This is a genomic window from Burkholderia catarinensis, assembly GCF_001883705.2.
In the GTDB taxonomy this organism is placed as follows: domain Bacteria; phylum Pseudomonadota; class Gammaproteobacteria; order Burkholderiales; family Burkholderiaceae; genus Burkholderia; species Burkholderia catarinensis.
On sequence record NZ_MDEQ02000002.1, the window covers coordinates 1 to 16668 of the forward strand.

Consider the following 16668-nt stretch of genomic DNA (forward strand, 5'->3'; position numbering starts at 1 on the left):
GCCTGGGAGCAGTGGATCGAACAGGCTCAGCAAAGCGGAATCGCTGCCCTGCAAAAGTTCGCTGAACGCTTGCAGGGCTATTGGCACGGTATCGTGACTCGTTGCCGCCACCCGCTCAATACCAGCATCGTTGAAGGCATCAACAACACCATCAAGGTCATCAAGCGTCGGGCTTATGGGTACCGCGACGAGGAATACTTCTTCCTGAAGATCCGCGCCGCGTTCCCCGGTAATCCGCGATGAACCTTTCTTTTTGCTTCAGCGCAACGGCGCGCGTGCGATCAGCGCAGATTCAGCGCAGCCCGCCGTACGACGAACTCGGCCGGCGCAGGCCGTCGACGCTCGCGCCTCCGGCGCCGGTAACGTACAGCAGCAGGAAACCGCCGGCAATCGCGATGTTCTTCCAGAAGTGGATCACCATGTCGTGCTGGACCGCGGCGTCCGTCGCGTCCCAGAAATTGTGCCCGACCATCGCGGTTGCGACCGTGTAGAACGCCATCAGCAGCGCGAGCGGCTTCACCTTGTAGCCGACGATCAGCAGCAGGCCGCCGAGCCCCTCGATCGCGACGACGATCGGCCCGATCACCTGCGGATACGGCACGTTCAGCCCATGCAGGTAACCGACGAAATCGCTGTAGCCGAGCAGCTTCATCACGCCGCCCCACAGGAACAACGCCGCCAGCGCCAGGCGTGCGAAAAAAATGACGCCGGAATCGACGGAACGCGTCATGCCTCTCTCCTCGTATGCAATTCGGCCGGCCGCGCGGGGCGCGCCCACGCGGCTCGAGGCCGCGTGGCCCTGCGGGGCCCGCGGCAAATGGGCCAGCATAGAGGGTCTTTCGGCCGTGTCCAAGAAAAAGGTTGTAGCAAATCTTTACACGGCGGCGGCATGGAAAAAAGCAAACGGGGCGTTTAGCCCGCGTCGCTCAACAGCACGCCTTTCTTGAAGATGAAGCAGCCGTAGCCGCGCAGCTCGCCGGTGACGATCACCGCGTAAGCCTGCTGCGCGCGCTCGTAGAACGCGAAACGTTCGATGCCCGAGAGCGGCACCGTGCGCCCTTCCGCGCGATCGATCTCGGCCTGCACCTCGCGCTGCACGGGCGGCACCGCGGCTGCATCGCCGACGACTTCCATCCGCCACGCGGGCGTGTCGACGAACGTATCGAGCGGCAGCACGGACAGCACCGCGCGCGCGACGCGCGCCGAATCGGCGCCGTCGACCCGCAGCGCGCGGCCGACCACCGTGTGCTCCGCGACGGATTCCGCGGGGAAATTCGCGTCGCAGATCACGATTTCGTCGCCGTGGCCCATCGCGCGCAGCGTGTGCAGGATGTCGGCGTGCAGCAGTGGATCGAGATTCTTCAGCATGCGGCTAGTCTCCGGGATCAGGAACAAACCGCATAACGTTACCCGATCCCGGTGGCCGCTGCACATGCGCCGCTCGCGTCACGACACCGCGGCCGGCATTTCGTCGATGAAACCCGTGACCGATGCGAGGCGGCCCGACGCGTCGACGGTGCCGAAGTCCGAGCCCTTCACGATCGCGGCGCCGTCGGGCGACACGAGCGCCCACGAGAACCGCAGGTGCCGGCCGAACGCGTCGACGTCGGTCGTGCGGCGGAAGCGGTACGCGGGGAAGCGCTCCTGCACGGCCGCGATCATCGTGTCGATGCCCGCGTGACCGTCGCCGGCCATCAGCGGATCGCGATAGGCCGCGTCGCTCGCGTAGGTCGCATCGATCAGCGCGCGCCGGCGCGCGACGTCCGGTTCGTTCCATGCGTCGAAGTAGCGGTCGATCAGGTCGGTGTGAGCGGCCGGGACGGATTGGGCGGTGTTCATGGCGAGGCTCCTTGTGTCGATGAGGGGACGAGGTCGCGAACGTGGTGTGCTTCGTATTCGCGTGCAGTCATCGTCGCCGACCTCGCGCAAGCGGTCGATTACGTGCGAGGTAAGGAAAATCGCGCCGTTCGCGTACGACACGCGTGCGTCGAATCGCGAACCGCCGCCGCAATGAAAACGGGCGCCCTCGGCGCCCGCATCGTCTGCCGTCACCACCGCGCGCGTCAGGTCACCGGCGCCGGGTTGAACAGCGTCAGCGCATTCGCGAGCTTCCATTGCTCGGCCCACGTGCGGCGCTTGCCGCTTGCGACGTCGAGCATCAGCCGGAACAGTTCCCAGCCCGTGTCCTCGATCGTTGCCGCGCCGGTCGCGATCCGCCCCGCATCGAGATCCATCAGGTCGTGCCAGCGGCGCGCGAGGTCGCTGCGCGTCGCGACCTTGATCACCGGCACCTGCGCGAGGCCGTACGGCGTGCCGCGGCCGGTCGTGAAAATGTGCAGGTTCATCCCCGCCGCGAGCTGCAGCGTGCCGCAGATGAAATCGCTCGCGGGCGTCGCCGCGTACAGCAGCCCCTTCTGCCGCGCGCGATCGCCGGGGCGCACGACGCCGGCGATCGGCGCGCTGCCCGACTTCACGATCGACCCCATCGCCTTCTCGACGATGTTCGACAGGCCGCCCTTCTTGTTGCCGGGCGTCGTGTTCGCGCTGCGGTCGACGCGGCCGCGCTGCAGGTAGCGGTCGTACCAGTCCATCTCGCGGATGATGTCGCGCGCAATCTCCTCGGTCGCCGCGCGCGACGTGAGCTGCGCGACGCCGTCGCGCACTTCGGTCACCTCGGAGAACATGATCGTCGCGCCGGCGCGCACCAGCAGGTCGGCCGCGAAGCCGACGGCCGGGTTCGCGGTGAGCCCCGAGAACGCGTCGCTGCCGCCGCACTGCACGCCGACGACGAGATCCGCCGCGGGGCATGTCTCGCGGCGACGGCGGTTCAGCCGCTCGAGATGCGCTTCGGCCATCTTCATGATCGAGTCGATCATCGAGTTGAAACCGACGTGCGCGGCGTCCTGCAGGCACACGACACCACCGTTGCCGGTCGCGCCGTCGGCCGTCACCGGAATCGCGCCGGGCGGCAACAGGCGCTCGGGCTGCAGCTTCTCGCAGCCGAGGCTCACGGTCATCACCTCGCCGCCGAAGTTCGGATTCAGGCTGATGTTGCGCAGCGTGCGGATCGGGATGTCGGCGTCGGGCGCGTCGATCGCGACGCCGCAGCCATACGTGTGCTCGAGCCCGACCACGTCGTCGACGTTCGGATAGCGCGGCAGCAGCTCGTCCTTGATCCGCTTCACCGCGTGCTCGACGACGCCCGACACGCACTGCACGGTCGTCGTGATCGCGAGGATGTTGCGCGTGCCGACCGAGCCGTCGGCATTGCGGAAGCCCTCGAACGTATAGCCTTCGAGCGGCGGCAGCGGCGGTGCGGCGCGCGTCGCGAGCGGCAGGTCGTCGAGCCCCGGCGGCTCGGGCATGCGCATCGTGCGCTCGTTGACCCAGCTGCCGCGCCGCAGCTCGGCCAGCGCATAGCCGATCACCACGTTGTAGCGCACGATCGGATCGCCGGCCGCGAGATCGGCCAACGCAACCTTGTGCCCCTGCGGCACGCCTTCGCGCAGCGTCAGCCCGTCGGCGAACGTCGCGCCCTCGGGCAGCCCGCCGTCATTGACGACGATCGCGACGTTGTCGTCCGGATGCACGCGGATATAGAGAGGGGAAGCAGTCATCGGGATTCCAGCAAGCTATTGACCATATCGTTAGTCATCATACGACATTCCGCGTCAACCAGCGATGCTGAGTAAACCCTTATCCGGAAAGACCCTACCCTCGAACGGCCAGCAAACCGCTTGCGCCACCCTTTCCCTCGTTGTACGATGACATACAACGACATCGCCAATGTGGCTCGTATGCCGTTCCCGACGAACCCAGCACTCGCGCTAGACGGACGACCCCAACCATGACTTCACCGCAAGAACTCAAACAGATCATCTCCCACGGCCTGCTGTCGTTTCCGCTGACGGATTTCGACGCCGACGGCAGCTTCCGCCCGGCCACCTATGCCGAACGCCTGGAATGGCTGGCGCCGTATGGCGCGAGCGCGCTGTTCGCGGCCGGCGGCACCGGTGAATTCTTCTCGCTCACCCAGCGCGAGTATTCGGACGTGATCCGCGTCGCGACGGAAACCTGCAAGGGCAAGGTGCCGATCCTCGCCGGCGCGGGCGGTGCGACGCGCGTCGCGATCGAATATGCGCAGGAAGCCGAGCGCCTCGGCGCAAGCGGCGTGCTGCTGATGCCGCACTACCTGACCGAAGCGAGCCAGGAAGGGATCGCCGACCACGTCGAGCAGGTGTGCCGCGCCCTGAAGGTCGGCGTCGTGGTGTACAACCGCGCGAATTCGAAGCTGAACGCCGACATGCTCGAGCGCCTCGCCGACCGCTGCCCGAACCTGATCGGCTTCAAGGACGGCGTCGGCGAGATCGAGAGCATGGTCACGATCCGCCGCCGCCTCGGCGACCGGTTCGCGTACCTCGGCGGCCTGCCGACGGCCGAAGTCTATGCCGCCGCGTACAAGGCGCTCGGCGTGCCGGTGTATTCGTCGGCCGTGTTCAACTTCATCCCGAAGACGGCGATGGAATTCTACGAAGCGATCGCGAAGGACGACCACGCAACGGTCGGCCGCCTGATCGACGACTTCTTCCTGCCGTACCTGAACATCCGCAATCGTCGCGCGGGCTACGCGGTCAGCATCGTGAAGGCGGGCGCGAAGCTCGTCGGCCACGACGCGGGCCCGGTGCGTGCGCCGCTCGTCGACCTCACCGACGCCGAAGCGGCCGAGCTCGACGTGCTGATCAAGAAGATGGGCCCGCAGTAAGCGGGCATGGCCGGCGGCGCGCCGGCAGATTTGCATCGCGGCCGGCACTCGCCGGCCGCGGCCATTGGTTGCGTTCTTTTCGCCATGACGCACGCATCCGCCGCGGTGCGCGCCGTCGCCGTCACATCTGCGCGATGATCCCGACGATCCGGTAGCGCACGGTCCCCAGCTTGACCCGCGTTGCCTCGATCTGGCTCTGTGCGCCCGTCCCTGCGCGCGCATTCGATTCGCCGCCGAGGATCTGCCCGAGCACGTCGCGGTCGACGACCGCATCGAAGAACCGGCCGACCGTGATCGTCGCCGACTGCTTCGCGGTCGCGAGCTGGCTGTTTGCCTGCATCAGCGCTTCGGTGCGCAGGCTCGGGTCGCGCTCGTCGATGCCGCGCCGGTACTGGAGCGCGAACACCAGCGCTTCCATGTCCTGCCGGAAACGGCGAACGGCCTGCCCGAACACGAGCGAATGCGCGTCGGCGCCCGTGACGAGCCGCCCCTGGTTGATCGTCACGTCGAATTCGCTGCCGCCGAGGTCGCGCTGGAATTCCAGCAGCGCATTCGCGAGCACGCGCCCTTCGCTGTATTGGCCGATCTGGGTGCGCACGGATTTCGCGACGTCGCCGATCGCTTTCCACAATCCGGCCGCGAACAGGTGATCGCCACGCTTGTTGATGTTCATGGGAGGGTTCCCTCGTTGTCTTTTGTCGGTCTCTCAGGCTCGCCCGCGAACCGGGTAGGCCGGGGCTTCGCTACTGTAGGAGAAAATCCGGCGACGCGGAAGGCACCCTGAAAAAAAGCGGAGACGGCCAGCCGGCCGCCTCCGCTTTCGCGCATCCGGCGAGCAGCCCGGCGTTCGCCGCCGGGCTGCCGCCCGTCACTCCGCCTTGCCGTCCCGCAGACGCGGAATCGCGAGCGGATTGCCTTCCTGCAGCCCTTCGGGCAGCAGGTCGTCCGGGAAATCCTGGTAGCACACGGGCCGCAGGAAACGCTCGATCGCCGTCGCGCCGACCGACGTGACGGCCGGGTTCGACGTCGCGGGGAACGGCCCGCCGTGCACCATCGCGTCGCACACCTCGACGCCGGTCGGGTAACCGTTCACGAGCAGGCGGCCTGCCTTGCGTTCGAGGACCGGCAGCAACCGGCGCGCGAGCGGCTTGTCGTCAGCGTCCATCTGCAGCGTGGCCGTCAACTGGCCTTCGAGCGCGTCGAGCACGCGCGCGACTTCGTCGAGATCGCGGCAGCGCACGATCAGCGACGCCGGCCCGAACATCTCGTGGCTGAACGCCGGCTCGGCCAGGAATGCCTGCGCGCCGGCTTCGTACAGCGCGCCGGCTCCCTGGCAGTCGGTCTGCGCGGCCTCGCCCGCGCCGATTTCGCGCGCGCCCGGCAGTTCAACCAGCTTGCCGCGGCCGTTGCGGTACGCATCGGCGATGCCGCGCGTGAGCATCACGCCGGCCGGCTTCTTCGCCAGCGCCTGCGCGGCGACGGTCTCGAAGCGGTCGAGATCGGGGCCGTCGATCGCGAGCACGAGGCCCGGGTTCGTGCAGAACTGGCCGACGCCGAGCGTCAGCGAATCGACGTAGCCCGTCGCGATCGCGTCACCGCGCGCGGCGAGCGCGGCCGGGAACAGCACGACGGGGTTGATGCTGCTCATTTCCGCATAGACGGGAATCGGCTGCGGGCGCGCGTTCGCGAGCTGCACGAGCGCCATGCCGCCCTGCCGCGACCCCGTGAAGCCGACGGCCTGGATCGCCGGATGGCCGACGAGCGCCGCGCCGATCACGCGGCCGGGGCCGATCAGCAGCGAGAACACGCCGGCCGGCATCCCGGATTTCGCGACGGCGGCGCGGATCGCGCGGCCAACCAGCTCGGACGTGCCGAGATGTGCCTCGTGCGCCTTCACGATTACCGGGCAGCCGGCCGCCAGCGCCGACGCCGTATCGCCGCCGGCCACCGAGAACGCGAGCGGGAAATTGCTCGCACCGAACACGACGACGGGCCCGAGCCCGACTTTCTGCAGTCGCAGGTCCGAACGCGGCAGCGGCGTGCGGGCGGGTTGCGCGGGATCGATCGACGCGGCAAGGAAGCGCCCGTCGCGCACGACGCGCGCGAACAGCCGGAGCTGGCCGACGGTGCGGCCGCGCTCGCCCTGCAGCCGCGCGACGGGCAGGCCCGTTTCGGCATGCGCGCGCTCGATCAGCGCGTCGCCGAGCGCGACGATTTCATCCGCGATCGCGTCGAGAAACGCTGCGCGGGCCGCGAGCGGCTGCGCGCGGTACGCATCGAACGCGTCGCGCGCGAGCTCGCACGCGCACTCGACGTCGGCCTGCGTCGCGACGCCGAACGCCGGCGCCTCGATCGGCGCGCCCTTCGTCGGATCGAACGCGCGCAAGGTTCCGGCCGAGCCGGCCACCGCTTCGGCGCCGATCAGCATCTCTCCTGTCAGTTGCATGGGGTGTGCTCCGTGGTTCGGGAATGGATTGTTCATTGTAGCTCAACAGATATGATGTCTGCCGACGACGTTTCAATATTCGCGTCAACAACCGGCCTCGTGCCGATATGCGCGAAGCCCTTATTCCATCAGTCTAGGCGCGGAATTCTTACCGTCTCGCGTCACCATCCAAAGGGAAAACCCGAGGTTTCTGCATCTGATCATTGCCCATAAACTGCCGTCATGTCATACGACGACGTACATTAAAGTGCCCAATCAGACCACCCCTCGCGATCTTCCGATCGACCTCGCGCGCACCGCGCGCCGGACCGCCGTGCGCTACTGGATCCTGGCGATGCTGTTCGTCGTCACGACGCTCAACTATGCGGACCGCGCGACGCTGTCGATCACCGGCACACCGATCCGCAAGGCGTTCGGCATCGATCCGGTGACGATGGGCTATATCTTCTCGGCGTTCAGCTGGGCGTACGTGCTCGCGCAACTGCCGAGCGGCTGGCTGCTCGACCGCTTCGGCGCACGCCGCGTGTATGCGGCGAGCATCTTCCTGTGGTCGGCGTTCACGCTGCTGCAGAGCACGATCGGCCTCGGCGGCAGCGCCGCGTTCGCGGTCGCCGCGCTGTTCGCGATGCGCTTCGCGGTCGGCATCGCCGAGGCGCCCGCGTTTCCGGCCAACGCGAAGGTCGTCGCGAGCTGGTTCCCGACCGCCGAGCGCGGCACCGCGTCGGCGATCTTCAACGCCGCGCAGTACTTCGCGGCCGTGGTGTTCTCGCCGCTGATGGCGTGGCTCACGCATGCGTACGGCTGGCACCAGGTGTACCTGTGGCTCGGCCTCGCGGGCATCGCGCTCGCGTTCCTGTGGCTGCGCGTCATGAAGGATCCGGCCGATCATCCGGCCGTGAATCGCGCGGAACTCGACCATATCGAGCAGGGCGGCGGCCTCGTGCGATCCGCGGGCCGGCCGACCGCGTCGCGCGGCGCCGGCGCCTCCGCTTCCGAAGGCAGTCGCGTGGCCGGCTGGTATTACATGCGCCAGTTGCTGTCGAACCGGATGCTGATCGGCGTGTACCTCGGCCAGTACTGCGTGAACGTGCTCACGTACTTCTTCCTCACGTGGTTCCCGATCTACCTCGTGCAGGCGCGCGGGATGTCGTTGCTGAAGGCCGGCTTCATGACGTCGCTGCCCGCGATCTGCGGGTTCCTCGGCGGCGTGCTCGGCGGGATGCTGTCGGACGGGCTGATCCGCCGCGGCGTATCGCTGACGCTCGCGCGCAAGATTCCGATCGTCGGCGGGATGGCGCTGTCGATGGTCATCATCGGCTGCAATTACGTCGACAGCGAAGTGCTGGTGATCGCGCTGATGGCCGTGTCGTTCTTCGGCAAGGGGATCGGCTCGCTCGGCTGGGCCGTCGTCGCGGATACCGCGCCGAAGGAAGCGATCGGCCTGTCGGGCAGCCTGTTCAACATGTTCGGCAACACGGCCGGGATCGTCGCGCCGATCGCGATCGGCTATCTCGTCGGCGCGAGCGGCTCGTTCAACGGCGCGCTCGTGTTCGTCGGGCTGAACGCGCTCGTCACCGTGTTCAGCTATCTCGTGATCGTGAAGGACATCAGGCGCGTCGAACTGCGTCATCGCGACGCGTGAAGCTCGGCGGGAGGGGAAGACGACGGCGGCCGCGTGAAAACGGCCGCCGTTTTTGCATCAGGTCGACGAATGCGCGACGCGCAGCATGTCGTGCACGCCGGACGTCATCAGCGCGAGGAACGCGAGCAGGCCGACGTAGCAGAGCGCGTACGTCGTCTTCGTCTCGATCGACGTCGCGTAGTACACGCGGTTCTCCGGCGCGTCGGGATCGTAGCGCCACGCGCGTTTCAGCTGCGGCAGCGCAAGGATCGCCATCACGATCAGCAGCGGGCTCGGGCGATACGCGAACAGCGCGATCAGCACGGGCACGCCCGCGAACCAGATGCGCGGCGACAGCACCGCGGTGATCCGCCCGCCGTCGAACGGCGACAGCGGAATCATGTTGAACAGGTTCAGGAAGAAACCCGTGTACGACAGCGCGAGCAGCAGGTTGCTGTCGAAGTGGCGCGCGGCCGCGTAGCAGGCCAGCGCGCCGAGCGTGCCGACGAACGGCCCGGCGAGCCCGACATACGCCTCGGTTTCCACGTCGTGCGGCATCTCCTTCAGCTGGATCCATGCACCGACGAACGGGATGAAGGTCGGCAGCCCGACATCGAGCCCGCGCCGCTGCGCGGCGATGTAGTGACCGGCCTCGTGCACCAGCAGCAGCGCGACGAAACCGGCCGCGAAGCGCCAGCCGTAGAACAGCGCATAGACCGCGATCGACGCCAGCATGGTGCCCGCCGACACGAGCACCTTGCCGAGCTTGAGGCCGCCGAAGATCAGCAGCAGCAGCTTCGTCATTCCTTGCGCTCCGTGACGGATACGTCGGAGACCTCGGACGCGTCGGCGACGGCCGGCACCGTGGCCGCCTTCGGCTTGCGCCCGAAGAAGCGCTTCAGCGCCGCGCCGCCGGCCAGCAGCGCGACCGCACCGATCTTGAAGAACTTCACCGCGAACACGCCGATCAGCGCGAGCAGGCCGAGCTTCTTCGCGCCGACGCCGACGATCAGTGCCGCGAGGCCGTACTCGGCGACGTGGTCGGTCGACTTGTTGAAATCGGCGTAGCGCTTGCCGTCGTTGAAGCTGATGTTCGACAGAAGATCATCGGCCGACGTCTTGTATTTCGGCAGGTCGGCCAGCGTCGACGCCATCGTCAGCGACAGGTAGCCGTCGCGGCCGAGCACGAGCGTCCGGTAGTTCACGCCGTCGTTCCCGGCATTCGCGGCCGCGCCCTTTTCACGGATGATCGCGGACCACACGAGCCGGTGCGTGGCCGCGTCGTACGCGGGCGCCTTCGCCCAGCCGACCACCTCGGTTTCGGGCAGGCCGCGCTCCTTGCGCGCCGGGTTGTCTTCCTCGGTGCCGGCCTGCAGGCTTTTCAGCAATTCGTCGGGTTTCCAGTCCTTCGCGTCGTCGTCGCGGATGTAGCCGCTCGGCTCGAACGACACGACCGAGATCCAGTCGGCGTCGGGATCGTCGGGCAGCACGAGGCCGACCAGCTTCGATTCGTCGATCGAGTTGCCCATCGAGCGCAGGTAGCGGCCGGCTTCGGCGGCCGGCACGAACGACTCGCCGGCCTTCAGCTTCAGCACGGCTTCGTGTTTCACGTCGATGTCGGTCGGCCCTTTCACGACCGCTTCGTTGGCGGCCGCGGCGGCGGCCCTCATTTCCACCTGCGCAGCTTCGGTCTGCGCGTGGCCGCTGGTCGCGGCGAGTGCGAGCATCGCCACGCAGGCGAGCCGGACGGCAAGTTTTTTCATTATTGGATTCCCCTGGAATGCCTTTGTCGTGAATGTGCGCGGCACCGGCCCGTGCGTTGTGGTCGCGGGGTCCGGCATCGCCTCTCAGATGGCACGGGGGTTATGGTAACGCAGCGCCGGGGGGAGCCCGGGGATTCGCGAAGGGGTGGCGGGAGGGGGCGGGACGAGCGCGCCGGCACGCACCGCTCGACCGCCATCGACGCGTCCCGCCGAAACGAAATGCTTACTTCCCGGGTAATGCCCGGCACGCACAGGATTGCCTATCATCCGGAACATGAACCCGACCGCCGCCCTCCATTCGCCCTCCCCGTCCGCCGGCCGCGCGTCCGGCATCGGCCCGCTGCTGCGCACGTGGCGGCAGCGCCGGCGCCTGAGCCAGATGGCGCTCGCGCTCGACGCGGAAGTCTCCGCGCGCCACCTGAGCTTCGTCGAATCGGGCCGTGCGCAGCCGAGCCGCGACATGGTGCTGCATCTCGCGGAGCGTCTGGACGTGCCGCTGCGCGAGCGCAATGCGCTGCTCGTCGCGGCCGGCTTTGCGCCGCTGTTTCGCGAGCGGCCGTTCTCCGATCCGCAGCTGGATGCCGCGCGCCATGCGGTCGAAGCCGTGCTGCGCGGCCACGAGCCCTACCCGGCGCTCGCCGTGGATCGTCACTGGACGCTGCTGGCCGCGAACCGGATGCTCGGCGCGCTGGTCGCGCAGGCCGATCCTTCGCTGCTGCAGCCGCCCGTCAACGTGCTGCGGCTGAGCCTGCATCCGGAAGGCCTCGCGTCGCAGATCGTCAACTGGCATGAATGGCGCGCGCACATCCTGCATCGGCTGCAGCGGCAGATCGATGCGAGCGGCGACCGCACGCTGCACGCACTGCGCGACGAGCTTGCCGCGTATCCGGCGCCGGCCGGCCAGCCCGACGAGCCGCAGGCGCGCGCCGACTTCGCGGATATCGCCGTGCCGCTGCGGCTGCGCACGGCGGCCGGCGAACTGACGTTCTTCAGCACGACGACGGTGTTCGGCACGCCGGTCGACGTGACGCTGTCGGAACTCGCGATCGAGGCGTTCTTTCCGGCGAACCCGGAGACGGTGGACGCGATGCGGGCGCTGGCGGACGCGTTGCCGGTGTAGTACCGCGCGCACGTCGACGATGCTGAAGTTGGCGTCGTAGCCCGGCGCGATGCACCCTTTCCCCTAGATGCGGAAACTGGAGTTGCACCGGCACCGCGCATGGCATGCCGATTGAAAGGTGTGGTTGATAAGCTTCCCGGCGAGACCGTTGGCCATCCACACAAACACCATGAAAAAGAAAAACTTTGCTGCGTTGTCACTCTGCGCCGCGCTGCCCGGCATCGCGCTCGCACAATCGATCGCGACCCCGACGCTGAAGCCGGGCGATACCTGGACCTACATCAACACCGTCGAAGTCGGCCCGAACGGCTGGCGCCAGACACGCGACCAGATTTCCGTGCAGCGCACGACGCCCGAGCATATCTACGTCGAGACCCGGCAAAGCGGCGCGACGCAAGCACCGCGCGAATTGATCGTCGACGCGGACTGGAGCCGCTCGCGCAGCGTCAACGGCACGGAAACCGTGGTGAACCGCCCGCTGGCGTTTCCGCTGACGGTCGGCAAGACGTGGACGATCAAGTACAGCGAGTCGCACCCGAATCCGCAGCACGCGTCGGAAGCGTACGACACGCATTACAAGGTCGTGGGCCCCGATACCGTCACCGTGACGGGCGGCAAGTTCGACGCGATCAAGATCGAGGCCGAAGGCACGTGGAAGGCGCAAGCCGCGCCGGGACAGTCGATCACGTCCGGCGTATCGCGCAACGCGGGCGGTTCGACGATCGTGATGCAGAGCCACAACAACGGGACGGCGGAACAGACCGGCAAGACCTACAAGGCATTCTGGTACGTGCCGGCGGTGGGCCGCTGGGTCAAGTCGGTCGAGGAATACTACGACGCGAACGGGATGCGGACGGCGCGCTATTCGGACGAACTGGCGTCGTACCAGCGCGCCGGTGCGGAGAGTAGCCCACCGCTGGCCGGCGAGCCGGCGCGCGCACCGGTGCCGGTGCCGGTGCCGCCGGAAGGCCAGCCTTCCGTCGAACAATGACGGAGCGCGCGCTCACTTACGTATAGAGCGACGCTTGCGGCAACTCGGCCGTCAGCGCGAACCGGCCCACATCGCGCAGCCGGTAGTCGAGCGGATCGTGCAGCGTATGCGTGCGCGCGTTCCGCCAGAAGCGGTCGAGGCCGAGCGACGCGGCCGTCGCGCGCGCACCGCAGGCGTCGAACAGCGCCTCGCCGTTCTCGAGCGCCGCGCGCTGCGCGACGATCTTCGCTTCCGATACCGCGAGCGCCACCTCGGCGCGCTCGTCGGCCGTCAGCGCATCCTGCCGCGCCCACGCGCGCTGCAACGCGCCGGCCGCGCGATCGGCCAGCGCCGCCGCGGCAATCGCCCGCACGCGCATGTCGCCGAAGCGCTGCAGCGTGTACGGATCGTCTTCCGCGTGTGCGGCGTCCGAGTGAAGCCACGGGCGGCCATGCTTCAGCACATAGTCGCGCGCTTCGGCCAGCGCGCCTTCCGCGAGCCCGACGAACAGGTTCGTCAGCACGAGCTGCGACACGAGCGTGCGCAGCGTCGCTCGCGGCGTCGGCGGCGCTTCGGAACGGTGCAGCACCTCGTCCGCCGCGAGCGTCACGCCGTCGAAGCGCACGCTGCCGCTATCGGTCTGGCGCTGGCCGATCGGATCCCAGTCTTCGTTGACCGTGATCCCCGGACGATCGGTCGGCACCACGCCGAACACGGTGCGGCCGGTTTCCGGATCGTGCGCGGACACCGTCATCCGCTGCGAGCCGCGCGTACCCGAACAGAAGCCCTTCACGCCGTCTAGCCGGTACCCGCCGTCCGGCGTCGCGACGGCCACGAGCCGCGTGTCGAGCGGATTGACCGCATTGCCCCACCACCAGCGCTGCTCGACCGTGCCGCGCAGATAGCGTTCGCGCTGCGCGGCGCTGCCCCACACGTCGACGCTCACCACCTGCAGGCACTGGAACCCGACGAGATGCGCGAGCGCGCTGTCGACGCGCGCGATCTGCCGGATCGCGTCGTAGATCTCGGGCCACGCGGCTTCCTGCCCGCCGAACGCGCGCGGCACCGCAAGTGTCAGCAGGCCCGCATCGGCGAGCCACTGTTTCTCCTGCGCCGCATGACCGCCCGCGCGGTCGCGCGCGGCGGCGGTCGCACGCAGCGCGTCGATCGCGCGCGCCAGCGCATCGTGGTCGAAGGCCGGCGCACCGGTATCCGGCGCGAAGGTCGCCGGGCCGCATGGATCGTTCATGCGACGGCTTCCTGCGCAACGGTTTCGCCCGACAGCGGCACGAGCGCACCGAGCCGGCGGCCGGTCAGCCGCGACAGGATCTCGCGCCGCCAGTCGTCGTAGATCGCTCGGTATTCGGCGATGTCCGCGCCGAACACGTGCGCGGTGTGCGCGTACTCGTCGTGCAGATAGCCGTCGAGCCGCGCCTGCGTTTCGTCGTCGGCCGCGATCACGCGATCGATCAGCGCGTCGCGCTCGGCGGCCGGCAGCGCCTGCAACGTGTCGAACCACCACTGGACGATCTGCACGCGATGCCACTCCTCGTCCGGCCGGATCCGGTTCTCGCCGTGCTCGCGCATCGCGCCGTCGCCGATGCGGCCGGTCTTGCGCTGGATCCACAGCTTCGCGAGGATGTGCAGCTCGTAATGCCATTCGAATGCGAGAAAGCCCGCGACGTCACGCACCGCAATGTCGCCGATGCGCGCCCAGTGTGCGGCGACGAGCCGGTCGACTTCCGGCAGCGGATCGCGCCCCGTCAGTTCGGTCACGCGTTCGCGGCCGATCGCCGCGTGCGCGCCGTCGTCGCCGAGCTGGCGCGACAGGATCAGCTGGAAATGCGGATCGTCGCGGAACAGCGTGTCGATCGCCTTCGCGACGACCTGCACGATGAACAGGTCGTGCGACGCCATCTTCGTGTAGTAGTCGGCGACGGCGGCCCGCTCGTCGTCATTGCGCGGCTCGCGCGGCGGCGTGGCGAGTTTGTCGGGGAAGCCCGGACGATGGCGTCGCGCCACGTCGAGAAACAGCGCCTCCTCGAATTGTCCGTTCCATTCGCGCGGCGCGCCGATGGGCAAGGTCATGGGTATCGTTCTCTCAGGGTCATGAATTGAAAAGAGCGGACGCTTGTGGCGTCGCTCAGGTACGCCGGGTCACGCGTCGGACCAGGCGGTCGCCCGTGATCTGCACGGCCGAGACGAGTGCGATCAGGATCACGATCACGGTCACCATGACGGTGGTGTCGAAACGCTGGTAGCCGTAGCGGATCGCGAGATCGCCGAGCCCGCCCGCGCCGACGGCGCCCGCCATCGCGGTCGAGCCGATCAGCGCGACGACGGTGATCGTGAAGCCGCCGAGCATGCCGGGCAGCGCCTCCGGCAGCAGCACGTGCCACACGATGTGGCGGCGCTTCGCGCCCATCGCGAGCGCGGCCTCGATCAGCCCGCGATCGACTTCGCGCAGGCTCACTTCGGCGATCCGCGCGAAGAACGGGATCGCGGCGATCGACAGCGGCACGACGGCTGCCCATACGCCGATCGTCGTGCCGATCAGCACGCGCGTGAACGGCAGCAGCGCGACCAGCAAAATGATGAACGGCGTCGAGCGGAACACGTTGACGAGCGCGCCGAGTACCGCGTTCACGCCGCGCCGCGCGTAGATGCCGCCGGGCGCGGTCGTCACGAGGATCACCGCGAGCGGAATGCCGATCAGCGCCGCGATCGCGGCCGACGCGGCGACCATCGACAGCGTGTCGCGGATCGCGTCGAGCAGTTCGGGCCACCAGAGCTCAAACATAGCCGAGCACCTCCGCGTGATTCGCGTGGCGGCGCGCGCGTTCGAGCAGCGCGGCGACCGCACCGCCGCGTGCCGGCGACTGGCCGGCGTCATCCGCGCGCGGCGCCGCGGCGATCACGAGGCGTCCCTGCGCATGCCCCTGGATGCGCTCGATCCCGCCGTGCAGGAAACGCACGGAGCCACCGAGCGCCGCCGCAAGCGCGCCAACGTCCGGCTCGCCACCGCTCTCGCCCGTATAGCGGACGTCGAGCACGACCTGTGCGCCGTCGGGCAACGCGGCCTGCTCGGGCAGCGGCCGCACGCGCGCGGCCAGTTCGGCCGGCAGGTCGTGCACGAGCGTACTGAGCAGCGCGCGCGTCGCGCCGTGGCGCGGATCGCCGAACACGCGCCACACCGGGCCCGTTTCGACGACTTCGCCCTGTTCGATCACCGCGACCGTGTCACACACCGCGCGGATCACTTCCATCTCGTGCGTGATCAGCACGATCGTCAGCCCGAGGCGGCGGTTGATGTCGGCGAGCAGCGCGAGGATCGACTGCGTCGTCTCGGGATCGAGCGCCGACGTCGCCTCGTCGCACAACAGCACCTCGGGATCGTGCACCAGTGCCCGTGCAATGCCGACGCGCTGCTTCTGCCCGCCCGACAGGCTCGCCGGATACGCGTCGCGCTTCGCGGCAAGCCCGACGAGCTCGAGCAGCGCGTCGACCTTGCGCACGCGCCCGGCCTTCGGCACGCCGGCGATCTTCAGCGGCAGCGCGACGTTCTCGAACACCGTCTTCGCGGACAGCAGGTTGAAATGCTGGAACACCATGCCGGTGCGGCGGCGCAGCGCGACGAGCCCGTCCTCGTCGAGCGCGCCGACGTCGACGCCCTGCACGCGCACGCGGCCCGAGCTCGGCCGTTCGAGCCCGTTGACGAGCCGCAGCAGCGTCGACTTCCCGGCGCCGCTGCGGCCGATGATCCCGAACACCTCGCCGCGCCGCACGTCGAGCGTCACGTCGCGCAGCGCGGCGGCCTGGCCGCGCGGTGTCGCGAACACCTTGCCGACCTGCTCCAGCGACACGGCGACTCCGCCGGCCGGCACGGCCGTTTCCTCATGCACCGCTGCATCGGCGCCGGCCCGCACGGCCGACGTCTCGATGAAACCCAGCGTATCGAACAATTGCGTCATCGCTTCGCTCCGTCA

Annotated in this window: 17 protein-coding genes; 5 read left to right on the forward strand and 12 right to left on the reverse strand. The window is 68.5% G+C overall.

From position 1 onward, the window contains the following. On the forward strand, nucleotides 1-243 hold a 243-nt coding region (locus BFF94_RS03140; RefSeq protein ID WP_219138978.1), incomplete at its 5' end, for a transposase. Between the two features lie 49 nt (nucleotides 244-292). Here BFF94_RS03140 and BFF94_RS03145 read toward each other — a convergent pair. The 4 genes from BFF94_RS03145 to garD form a co-directional block, all read right to left on the reverse strand. Beyond that, nucleotides 293-730 (reverse strand): DoxX family protein, encoded by a 438-nt coding sequence (locus tag BFF94_RS03145; RefSeq protein WP_128842960.1) that lies wholly within the window; start codon nucleotides 728-730, stop codon nucleotides 293-295. A 182-nt stretch (nucleotides 731-912) separates the two neighbouring features. Continuing rightward, entirely contained in the window at nucleotides 913-1368 is a 456-nt protein-coding gene (locus BFF94_RS03150; protein WP_128842961.1) for an RbsD/FucU family protein, read from the reverse strand. 78 nt (nucleotides 1369-1446) lie between these two features. Beyond that, nucleotides 1447-1839, reverse strand: coding sequence for a nuclear transport factor 2 family protein (locus BFF94_RS03155; RefSeq protein WP_128842962.1), 393 nt, complete (start codon nucleotides 1837-1839; stop codon nucleotides 1447-1449). Nucleotides 1840-2063: 224 nt separating this feature from the next. Next, nucleotides 2064-3617 carry a galactarate dehydratase gene (gene garD / locus BFF94_RS03160; RefSeq protein ID WP_219138979.1) on the reverse strand — a complete coding sequence of 518 codons (1554 nt, stop codon included), beginning with the start codon at nucleotides 3615-3617 and terminating at the stop codon, nucleotides 2064-2066. Between the two features lie 230 nt (nucleotides 3618-3847). On the opposite strand from garD, the gene kdgD reads away from it, so the two are divergent. Further along, complete coding sequence (gene kdgD / locus BFF94_RS03165) at nucleotides 3848-4762, forward strand: 5-dehydro-4-deoxyglucarate dehydratase (protein WP_128842963.1); 915 nt, start codon at nucleotides 3848-3850, stop codon at nucleotides 4760-4762. Between the two features lie 121 nt (nucleotides 4763-4883). On the opposite strand, the gene BFF94_RS03170 is transcribed toward kdgD, so the two are convergent. Together BFF94_RS03170 and BFF94_RS03175 are read right to left on the reverse strand one after the other, a co-directional pair. After that, complete coding sequence (locus tag BFF94_RS03170; protein ID WP_128842964.1) at nucleotides 4884-5435, reverse strand: hypothetical protein; 552 nt, start codon at nucleotides 5433-5435, stop codon at nucleotides 4884-4886. 195 nt (nucleotides 5436-5630) lie between these two features. Next, the gene (locus BFF94_RS03175; protein WP_128842965.1) at nucleotides 5631-7208 is read right to left on the reverse strand and encodes an aldehyde dehydrogenase (NADP(+)); all 1578 of its coding nucleotides are present in this window, start codon (nucleotides 7206-7208) and stop codon (nucleotides 5631-5633) included. 247 nt (nucleotides 7209-7455) lie between these two features. Between BFF94_RS03175 and BFF94_RS03180 the strand changes: the two genes are divergently transcribed. Continuing rightward, a complete protein-coding gene (locus BFF94_RS03180) occupies nucleotides 7456-8850 on the forward strand; it encodes an MFS transporter (RefSeq protein ID WP_128842966.1) in 1395 nt (464 codons plus the stop codon). Nucleotides 8851-8907: 57 nt separating this feature from the next. Here the strand turns inward: BFF94_RS03180 and BFF94_RS03185 are convergent, their stop codons facing one another. After that, nucleotides 8908-9633, reverse strand: a complete 726-nt coding sequence (locus BFF94_RS03185; RefSeq protein WP_128842967.1) for a site-2 protease family protein — start codon at nucleotides 9631-9633, stop codon at nucleotides 8908-8910. After that, on the reverse strand, nucleotides 9630-10592 hold the full coding sequence (locus BFF94_RS03190; RefSeq protein WP_128842968.1) for a DUF2167 domain-containing protein: 963 nt from the start codon (nucleotides 10590-10592) through the stop codon (nucleotides 9630-9632). Before BFF94_RS03190 ends, BFF94_RS03185 begins: the two co-directional genes overlap by 4 nt. 274 nt (nucleotides 10593-10866) lie before the next feature. On the opposite strand from BFF94_RS03190, the gene BFF94_RS03195 reads away from it, so the two are divergent. Then, entirely contained in the window at nucleotides 10867-11712 is an 846-nt protein-coding gene (locus BFF94_RS03195; RefSeq protein WP_219138980.1) for a helix-turn-helix domain-containing protein, read from the forward strand. Nucleotides 11713-11881: 169 nt separating this feature from the next. Continuing rightward, nucleotides 11882-12703, forward strand: a complete 822-nt coding sequence (locus BFF94_RS03200) for a hypothetical protein (protein ID WP_219138981.1) — start codon at nucleotides 11882-11884, stop codon at nucleotides 12701-12703. A 16-nt stretch (nucleotides 12704-12719) separates the two neighbouring features. Here BFF94_RS03200 and BFF94_RS03205 read toward each other — a convergent pair whose 3' ends face one another. From BFF94_RS03205 to BFF94_RS03220, 4 genes are read right to left on the reverse strand one after another with little or no spacing between them, the layout of a single operon-like run. Beyond that, on the reverse strand, nucleotides 12720-13931 hold the full coding sequence (locus BFF94_RS03205) for an acyl-CoA dehydrogenase family protein (protein ID WP_219138982.1): 1212 nt from the start codon (nucleotides 13929-13931) through the stop codon (nucleotides 12720-12722). After that, nucleotides 13928-14770, reverse strand: coding sequence for a hypothetical protein (locus BFF94_RS03210; protein WP_128845176.1), 843 nt, complete (start codon nucleotides 14768-14770; stop codon nucleotides 13928-13930). Before BFF94_RS03210 ends, BFF94_RS03205 begins: the two co-directional genes overlap by 4 nt. Before the next feature lie 55 nt (nucleotides 14771-14825). Then, nucleotides 14826-15482 (reverse strand): methionine ABC transporter permease, encoded by a 657-nt coding sequence (locus BFF94_RS03215; protein ID WP_047902352.1) that lies wholly within the window; start codon nucleotides 15480-15482, stop codon nucleotides 14826-14828. Continuing rightward, nucleotides 15475-16653, reverse strand: a complete 1179-nt coding sequence (locus BFF94_RS03220) for a methionine ABC transporter ATP-binding protein (protein ID WP_219138983.1) — start codon at nucleotides 16651-16653, stop codon at nucleotides 15475-15477. Before BFF94_RS03220 ends, BFF94_RS03215 begins: the two co-directional genes overlap by 8 nt. Nucleotides 16654-16668: the final 15 nt, after the last annotated feature.

Coding starts and splice junctions, on each gene's coding strand:
- BFF94_RS03205 (WP_219138982.1), bottom strand. CDS start 13,931: ATGAACGATCCATGCGGCCCGGCGACCTTCGCGCCGGATACCGGTGCG.
- BFF94_RS03195 (WP_219138980.1), top strand. CDS start 10,867: ATGAACCCGACCGCCGCCCTCCATTCGCCCTCCCCGTCCGCCGGCCGC.
- BFF94_RS03145 (WP_128842960.1), bottom strand. CDS start 730: ATGACGCGTTCCGTCGATTCCGGCGTCATTTTTTTCGCACGCCTGGCG.
- BFF94_RS03210 (WP_128845176.1), bottom strand. CDS start 14,770: ATGACCTTGCCCATCGGCGCGCCGCGCGAATGGAACGGACAATTCGAG.
- kdgD (WP_128842963.1), top strand. CDS start 3,848: ATGACTTCACCGCAAGAACTCAAACAGATCATCTCCCACGGCCTGCTG.
- BFF94_RS03185 (WP_128842967.1), bottom strand. CDS start 9,633: ATGACGAAGCTGCTGCTGCTGATCTTCGGCGGCCTCAAGCTCGGCAAG.
- BFF94_RS03175 (WP_128842965.1), bottom strand. CDS start 7,208: ATGCAACTGACAGGAGAGATGCTGATCGGCGCCGAAGCGGTGGCCGGC.
- BFF94_RS03155 (WP_128842962.1), bottom strand. CDS start 1,839: ATGAACACCGCCCAATCCGTCCCGGCCGCTCACACCGACCTGATCGAC.
- BFF94_RS03215 (WP_047902352.1), bottom strand. CDS start 15,482: ATGTTTGAGCTCTGGTGGCCCGAACTGCTCGACGCGATCCGCGACACG.
- garD (WP_219138979.1), bottom strand. CDS start 3,617: ATGACTGCTTCCCCTCTCTATATCCGCGTGCATCCGGACGACAACGTC.
- BFF94_RS03220 (WP_219138983.1), bottom strand. CDS start 16,653: ATGACGCAATTGTTCGATACGCTGGGTTTCATCGAGACGTCGGCCGTG.
- BFF94_RS03150 (WP_128842961.1), bottom strand. CDS start 1,368: ATGCTGAAGAATCTCGATCCACTGCTGCACGCCGACATCCTGCACACG.
- BFF94_RS03170 (WP_128842964.1), bottom strand. CDS start 5,435: ATGAACATCAACAAGCGTGGCGATCACCTGTTCGCGGCCGGATTGTGG.
- BFF94_RS03200 (WP_219138981.1), top strand. CDS start 11,882: ATGAAAAAGAAAAACTTTGCTGCGTTGTCACTCTGCGCCGCGCTGCCC.
- BFF94_RS03190 (WP_128842968.1), bottom strand. CDS start 10,592: ATGAAAAAACTTGCCGTCCGGCTCGCCTGCGTGGCGATGCTCGCACTC.